Here is a 7471-nt window from a genome sequence, read left to right as displayed (position 1 = left end):
ACCCAATCCACCACCACCCACCACCAGATATATCTATGTCAAAAATCAGAATCAAATTAGAGGAAATTATTCTTCATTTACAAATTTGGCGATGGGCTGCAATGCACAGCCCTATGATCCGGTGTTTTCCCTCTAACTCTTATGAGCCAGCCTTCTCTAGCCTATTTATCTGTCTAAACTCGGTCTTTCGTTTCAACATCATCAAGTGGGACGACCGGGTGTTTTTCCAACTGGAAGTATGCAAGCCACGGATTTTTTACAATATCCCCTACCAGATAGTGCATGGTTTCTCCGAGGCAACAGGCATCTCAGTAGCCGATATTGACGGCATTCCTTTTTAGCGACACCAACCAAAAATAATTAAAATCAGGGCAAAGGTATAATATGGTTACACGCAAAAAAAATGGGGAAGCGACAACTTCACCCACAGAAACAATTAAAACTTGTACTACTATTGTAGCAGAAGAAACGCCTCAAGTCCAACTGCCACAAGAGTTAGAAGAGATTTCACCCCCAGTTTTCGAGAATAAATTTACTAGCCTTGAAGACTTTAAATTATTCGTCAAAGACGTATTTATTAACAAAAGTGGCATCGCTCCAGAACTTTACGCTACATCTGTAGAGTTTCACCAGGAAATTGAGTGGGGCTATGGCATGGATGCCGAAACGCCCATTCATGATGAACTGGGATGGTACTTCGCCAGGTTTACCCACCAAGTCAAGCCAACCATATACGCCGCCTTCCTGCGAAATGAAGACGGTAGCCTGTGGCAAGCAATTGTAAATTTACCCGACGCGGATAGGCAGCGACCCTACCGATATCTAGCCCCAAAGCGAAACGGTGATAGAGCATTTCTCCCCCCAGTGCCTACAAGCATTAGAAAAAAGATTGCATCTCGATATGGTGTAGACGTGCCAATGGACGGCAGTTTCTGGGATTGGCTAGCAGCTGCTAAGATTCCCCGAATTGTTACCGAGGGCGGGAAGAAAAGTTTGGCGGCCTTATCACAGGGATATTGCGCGATCGCACTTTATGGATGTCGCTGCGGCGCTGGCAAGTCCAAAGATGACGACGGCATTGATTTAGAACCGCGACTAACTTCAGACCTGGAACGACTGGCCCTAGAAAATTCTATTTGGCTCCTGGGGATGGATCGCGATGATTCCCACAAAGCTAAAATTTCAGTCAGCAAGGGTAAGAAGCGCTTAACTGAAGCATTGAAAACTGTTTGTAATCCCTACCTGGAAGATATTGTATGGAGGACAGAACAGGGTAAGGGGATTGACGACTTGATTGTAAATTCCGGATCAGGTGCTTTTGACCGGGCTTACTCAGATGCGATCGCCCGACTTGAAAAGAAATTCAAACCGGGGACACCTGGACAATATGACGAACCAGAAAAGCAGAAGAACCCACCACCAGACCAGCAAGCCAAGAGAATAGCTGAGGATTACCGACAGCTGATCGCTTTTAACGATGAAACTAAATTGTGGATGAGATATGAAGCTGATTCCCCTGGGGTATGGTCACCGGAATCAAATGAGTACATGGAATCCATTATTTACAAAATTCTCGCGGGTGATAACATCCAGAACTTTGGTTCCGATTATGTCACCGGCATTCTAAAGCTGCTCCGACACGAGCTAATAGAACGGCGATGGAATGAAGTTTCACCCCGCGACTGGCTACCATTCACGAATGGAGTGGTGGAAATCGCGACAGGTAAACTACACAAGCACGCGCCCGGATTTAGGCTGACATGGACATTACCCCGCGACTACTCCGATACCCCAGGTAAATGGGATAACATCAATAATTTCCTAGAACACCTCTCAGACGGCAATCCCAATATTAAGGAATTGCTAATCTGTTTCTGCAACGCTGTTATCAAAGGGCGTTACGACCTACAGAAATTCCTGCACCTCATTGGACTTGGTGGAACAGGTAAGGGTACTTTCGCCAGGTTGGTAACTGAATTAATTGGACAGCAAAATATATTAGTTACCAACCTGCAAGTCTGGTGTACAAACCAATTTGAAGGATATAACGCCTTTGGCAAGCGCTTAGTCATATTCCCCGACGAAGACCCATACAAAGGAGGCATTGGTAGATTCTTGTCCCTGACCGGGGAAGATAAAATCAGGGCCGAGGAAAAAAGGAAGAAAAGCTTCAACTTCGATTACCAGGGGATGACCCTGGTCTGTTCCAATTTCCCCATTTTTGCTGGTGGCAGTAGTAGTCGCGCTAAACGCAGAACAATTACAGTGCCGTGTAACAGGCGAGTAGTAGAGCGCCAGCGCCGAGAATTGTCCAAAGTATTTGAGCCTGAGTTGGCGGCGTTCACCCTCTACCTGTTGAGCCTTGATGACGACCACGTTTCGCGTGTAATGAAGGGTGAGAAGGAGATACCACAATGCACACTCGAATTCTGGGAAAACCAGATGAAGGGTGATTCTGTGAGTTCATGGATCAACGACTGCATCGTGTACGACATTAACGCCTTAACTCCCATAGGGAACGATCGCAATGAGGGCAATAACGGTACACCTTATACTCTGTTTGGTTCCTACGTGTCGCACTGCCTAAAAACTGGCGGCTCTCCAAAGTCCAGCCGGACTTTTTCTCCTGACCTGATTGAAACTTGCCAAACGATATTAAACTGGCCCATTCAGAAGGAGATAAACAAGAAAGGGACGTTTATCAGGGGTTTGAGGCTACGTTTGCCTGAACTTGACGAAGAAATCCCGACTTATGACCACTGGCTAAATCAAAGAATATCCGCAGATGATATCCAAGGTGATATATCGGGTGGTGGGTCGGGTGGTGGATGAAACCCTTGCTGTATAAGGCGGTGGTGGATGGTGGTGGATTAACCCCTAACTTTAGAGATGTGGCAGTGAATATATATCTACCTATCTTTTTGGAATGTCCTAAGTGAGTTTGTGGGAATTCTAGGAAAGCGGGTTAGTTGCAGCCAACCCGTTTTGTTTATGGGAATGAGAAATTTTATGGATTTACAAGATCGTGATGTCGTCAACTTGGATCGCAAGCGCAATATTGCTACAGGTCCCACATCTCAGATTGGTGAGATAAAGAAAGCAATTCAACTTCGATTTCCTGGTTATGAATTCTGGATTAGCGATGATGGCTTTGAATGTGAATTGCTGAGGGAAGGTGGCAAGTGGCAGGTGGGGAGAATTAGGTTAAAACTAGAGTTCATCCCCGACGAGCCAGACTCACCGCTGGATGAGTTGAGGTCTGACCTAGACATTTAATGTTCTGGCTAATCCACTAGCGCAGCGCTAGCCAGAATAAACAAGGAAAAGCCTGTCACACCATTGGTATGACAGGCTTTTAGTTTGTTCTATGTCCGTTCCCATTAGAGTCAGCTTCTGTCGCCAAATTGTAAATTTCTTGGCGAAGTTCAGTTACTGATTGCTGAAATAATTTTTCTAAATTTTTGGATTCGGTCAGACGCGCCTCTAGTCCGATTTGATGGGCGCGGACATATTCCGTATATAACCTTTCGACTAATTCGAGGCGCTGGAGGATTTTCCCAATATCTGTGGTTTCGTCGTAGACATAGCTCCCAGAGGGATTTCTCCAAACCCAATTTTCTCCACTAGCGATGATCGGGTTAAGCCTAGAGATGCCGCTCTCTCCTGTAATTCCTCCCAAGCACTGCGACTGAGTTTCAGTCCCACCGACGTTACATCCTCTGCTGATTTCTTTGGCCTGGCCATTTGTGTAATCCACGAAACTTCCTTTTATTCTACATGAGCGAAATAGATTTGCATTGGCGAAATGCTTGACATTTATTCTGCCTCTCCATAAGATAGCACTATGGTTCTGGTAATGCATAACTATTTTTTACAGACCTTTCCTTGCACTGAGAGAAACATCAACCCTTGGAGAGATGGCAGCCTCCAGACCAATGAACTGCCGATGATTCACGAGTGAGAGAGAAAAGCGCACAGCGCAAACCGGGGAGAGGTGGAAGCCTCCCAGCCATTGGGGCAAATATCAAAGAACTTCCAGCGCGATCGCAGTAGTCCGTACCTCAACACCCAATGCCCAATGACTATGAAATTAAAAATCTCATCAAATGGAGTCCTGAAATTTTCTTTAGGTAACTTGACCTTATCTTTTTCAAGTAAAAAAACTCCTTATCATCCATTTGGGTTCACTTATGTCGCTTGGTCAACTTGGCTCTATTTGTATATAGATCCACAACTTGAGGATTAAATAATGAATGAATTTTTGAACGATGTAGCGGATATTTGGGCAGGGCTTTTCAAGATGTATCCTGTACTTGCCCCTGCCTCAATTATTTCCACAATTCTTTTGCTGATAGCTCTCATACTTATCTAAGGATTTAGATGATCACAATTGCCGAGAATCCCAAGCCCTTCAAAAAAGTTGTCGTCGTCAAAACCTTGACTTGTCACTTTATCTTTAAGGTCTTTGGGATGAATATAACCTTTGTAAAAAGAACAACTGAAATTCATCAATTAATCAGGAGCAATAGAAGTGGACGCGAATTTTATTAAAGTTGGCAATGAGATAATTATCAATACTAATCATGTCACTCATCTCAGACGTACCTTTGAAGGAGATGTTTTTGTTGCAATAGTTGGTGACGAGGATAACTACCTCAGACTCTCTGGAGAAAAGGCGGTGTTTGTATGGAATTATTTTAGTGAATTGGATGCCACAAAAGATGAATAATCCAACCAGAAACATGGTTATTCCGCTTCCGAACAATAATATTAGAGGCAGTGGCAGATGAATCATTTACCTTGGATAGTCTATTCATCTCAGCCATTGCTCTCTGTTGATCAGTCTCCACTCCCAGGGGATTTGTCTCGCATTGTAGCTGGATTCGGAACTCGTCCTGAAGCAGAGATGCACGCGCAAAGCCTGAATAGACTAGCTAAATCTTCCGACTACAAAGTTTGTTTCAATCATCAAGCTCAACCCGTCAATTGATTGTCTGACAATAGTTACATTATGTCTGCATTCAATAAATCATGATGCAGACATAAAATTATCATGTTTAGGATTTTAGAGAAATGCCAAAAACATTAAATGGAACGGCTTTCATGCTCGTCCGTGTCACAGCGGAGGAGAAAGGCTACATTTTTGAAAGAGCCGGGGATGGCTATATTCTAAAACTGCCACTCATTTACTCTAGGGAAGCAATTAGACATTTTGACTATTTGGGTGAGGCTTGCGTATGCATCATGGAAGGACAATTAATTCTTGATTATTTCTTTTTCGGCGAGATGGAGGACATGGAATGAAAGCATTAAGTTTATGGCAACCCTGGGCAAGCGCGATCGCCTTGGGAATGAAATCAGTAGAGACAAGAAGTTGGGGGACAAAGTATAGAGGTTATTTATTGATTTGTTCCGCCCAGAAGGATACAAGGGAACAAGAGCTTTATTTTTATGAAATTATCAAGCCCATTGACAGAAGGCTCACTTATAATGATTTTCCCTTTGGTGTAGCTGTAGCCGTTGTAAACATCAAACGTGTTGTGAAAATCACAGAAAAATTAATTACCGAGCAATCAGATTTAGAAAAAAAGCTTGGGCTGTGGGAAGTGGGCAGGTACGCTTGGGTGTTTGACGAGATTAGACCCATTACGCCTTTTGAAGTGAAAGGTAAACAAGGATTATTTGATGTTGATTACTAGGAGGTATTTGAATGCGAATAACAATAATTAAGATGCCTTGTATCAGTGGAATTAAAGGCAATACTACAATCTATGAAATAGTCGCAAAACTTAGCTGCGACTTTCTGCCAGATGGCATTACTCGTCCATTGGATATGTCTGATTTGCTGGAAATAGTGAGTGACTATGACGAAACCAGAATTTTAAATGATTTTGAGTTCGTATCTGACTGGGTAAATGATTATTCAGTGAATCAGTGGAATTCATCACAAGAAATTCGCTTAGAAGAAATATCCGTGGATGATATTTACCCTGAAGAAAACTGGAGCTACTTTACAAGTGGTGTAAGTACATGAATATTGGTCACTCAGGAAAATCAGAGGACAGTTCCAATAGGGATTGTAAAAATTGCAAATATTGTGACATTTGGTGGGGATATACCAATAATTTTGCTTGCTTTCAGCCTGAATGTGATTGGGAGTCTGGAACTTTGCGTGACGAAGATGACTTAGCTATTGGATATTACTTTGACCCTGGTTGGTCGGAGGATGTCGCTGTTGATTGCGATTACTACGAAGAAGAAGAAGGATAATTAATGGCTGTAATCGTTGACCCTAAAAGTAAAAAACTCATAATCCGCTTTAGGGTAAGCGGATACAGCAAACAATTTTATCTTTCTACTGGGTTAAGAAACAACAAAAGTAATAGAGCTATTGTAGATTCACGCTGGGAATTAATTCAGCGTGAAATTTCTTTAAATGAGTTTGACCCAACACTAGAGCGGTACAGGTTTGGAGTCAAAAAGGTATCAATCCAAAAAGAGACTAAATATACCCTGTTGGAATTGTGGAATAAATTTACTGACTGGCAAGAACAGTTTTTGGAACAATCCACGATTTCTCATAATTATGCTTTTACAGCGCGAGTAACTGCTAATTTACCTGATACCACAGAAGCTGTGCAGATAAGAGATTACCTACTGAAAAAATATAGCCATCACATATCCCGAAAAATAATTTCAGATTTATCTCGTTGTCACGACTGGGCAATCAAAGAGCAACTGATTACCGAAAATCCTTTCAAAAACTTAAAACTACCCAAACAGAAAAAGTCCAGCCGGGAAGAAATTGCAGCATACACTCTAGAACAGCGCGATTTGATAATTTCCAGATTTGAAAGTCACCATAAATACAGTTACTACAGCCAAATTATAAAATTTCTATTCTGGACTGGATGCCGACCCGGTGAAGCTTTCGCTTTGCGCTGGTCAGATATCAATCAATCCTGTACCAAAATTACCATTTCCAAAAGCTACGCCGGACGCATCAACCAAACCAAGGGGACGAAGAATGGGAAACGCAGAATTTTCCCCGCCGTCCCTGGGGGCAAGCTCCAAAAACTGCTGCTTGAGATGCGATCGCACCAGCCCCGCCCGGAGGATTTAGTTTTTACCAGTATTACGGGAAAGCAACTTTCCCTGAAGGTCTTAGAGAAAGCTTGGAGAGGTTACACCGTAGCTGAAAAATATTATTACCCTGGCGTGGTCAGGGAGTTGGCAGACCAAAAATTAATTCCTTATCTGAAGCTCTACATCTGTCGCCATACTTTTGCGACTTGGGCGATCGCGCTGGGAGCATCCCCCGACAAAGTAGCGTACTGGTTGGGGGATGATGTGCGGACAGTTTTGGCGTACTACTGTCACCCAGAAGTGAGTAAATCGGATTGCCCCGATTTTTAACTACTCAAATTCTACTCAAAACAAAACCATTGACCTCCACAAAGCGGTGGTGGGG

General features: G+C 43.1%; 11 protein-coding genes. 10 read left to right on the top strand and 1 reads right to left on the bottom strand.

The genetic code is table 11. From position 1 onward, the window contains the following. The 3 genes from AACX33_RS15840 to AACX33_RS15830 form a co-directional block, all read left to right on the top strand. Window positions 1–341 (top strand): hypothetical protein (locus tag AACX33_RS15840; RefSeq protein ID WP_227789143.1); only part of this gene is annotated, 341 nt, incomplete at its 5' end. Window positions 342–384: 43 nt separating this feature from the next. Continuing rightward, window positions 385–2832: a DUF3854 domain-containing protein gene (locus AACX33_RS15835; RefSeq protein WP_227789142.1), complete on the top strand. Its 2448-nt coding sequence runs from the start codon at window positions 385–387 to the stop codon at window positions 2830–2832. A gap of 177 nt (window positions 2833–3009) precedes the next feature. Then, window positions 3010–3276 (top strand): KGK domain-containing protein, encoded by a 267-nt coding sequence (locus AACX33_RS15830; RefSeq protein WP_193998355.1) that lies wholly within the window; start codon window positions 3010–3012, stop codon window positions 3274–3276. A gap of 79 nt (window positions 3277–3355) precedes the next feature. Here the strand turns inward: AACX33_RS15830 and AACX33_RS15825 are convergent, their stop codons facing one another. Next, on the bottom strand, window positions 3356–3757 hold the full coding sequence (locus tag AACX33_RS15825) for a hypothetical protein (RefSeq protein WP_193998354.1): 402 nt from the start codon (window positions 3755–3757) through the stop codon (window positions 3356–3358). Window positions 3758–4531: 774 nt separating this feature from the next. Here AACX33_RS15825 and AACX33_RS15820 point away from each other — a divergent pair. From AACX33_RS15820 to AACX33_RS15790, 7 genes are all read left to right on the top strand, one after another. After that, a complete protein-coding gene (locus tag AACX33_RS15820; RefSeq protein ID WP_193998353.1) occupies window positions 4532–4729 on the top strand; it encodes a hypothetical protein in 198 nt (65 codons plus the stop codon). Between the two features lie 57 nt (window positions 4730–4786). Continuing rightward, window positions 4787–4990 carry a hypothetical protein gene (locus AACX33_RS15815; protein WP_193998352.1) on the top strand — a complete coding sequence of 68 codons (204 nt, stop codon included), beginning with the start codon at window positions 4787–4789 and terminating at the stop codon, window positions 4988–4990. 83 nt (window positions 4991–5073) lie between these two features. Beyond that, window positions 5074–5304 carry a hypothetical protein gene (locus tag AACX33_RS15810; RefSeq protein ID WP_193998351.1) on the top strand — a complete coding sequence of 77 codons (231 nt, stop codon included), beginning with the start codon at window positions 5074–5076 and terminating at the stop codon, window positions 5302–5304. After that, window positions 5301–5699: an ASCH domain-containing protein gene (locus AACX33_RS15805; RefSeq protein ID WP_193998350.1), complete on the top strand. Its 399-nt coding sequence runs from the start codon at window positions 5301–5303 to the stop codon at window positions 5697–5699. The genes AACX33_RS15810 and AACX33_RS15805 overlap by 4 nt, the downstream gene beginning before the upstream one ends. An 11-nt stretch (window positions 5700–5710) precedes the next feature. Further along, complete coding sequence (locus AACX33_RS15800; protein ID WP_193998349.1) at window positions 5711–6034, top strand: hypothetical protein; 324 nt, start codon at window positions 5711–5713, stop codon at window positions 6032–6034. After that, window positions 6031–6270, top strand: a complete 240-nt coding sequence (locus AACX33_RS15795) for a hypothetical protein (RefSeq protein WP_193998348.1) — start codon at window positions 6031–6033, stop codon at window positions 6268–6270. The genes AACX33_RS15800 and AACX33_RS15795 overlap by 4 nt, the downstream gene beginning before the upstream one ends. A 3-nt stretch (window positions 6271–6273) precedes the next feature. Further along, entirely contained in the window at window positions 6274–7416 is a 1143-nt protein-coding gene (locus tag AACX33_RS15790) for a tyrosine-type recombinase/integrase (protein ID WP_193998347.1), read from the top strand. The last annotated feature ends 55 nt before the right edge of the window (window positions 7417–7471 follow it).

It is taken from the genome of Nodularia sp. LEGE 04288 (assembly GCF_963896525.1).
Taxonomy (GTDB): Bacteria; Cyanobacteriota; Cyanobacteriia; order Cyanobacteriales; family Nostocaceae; genus Nodularia.
This window is presented reverse-complemented; position numbering and strand designations above follow the sequence as displayed.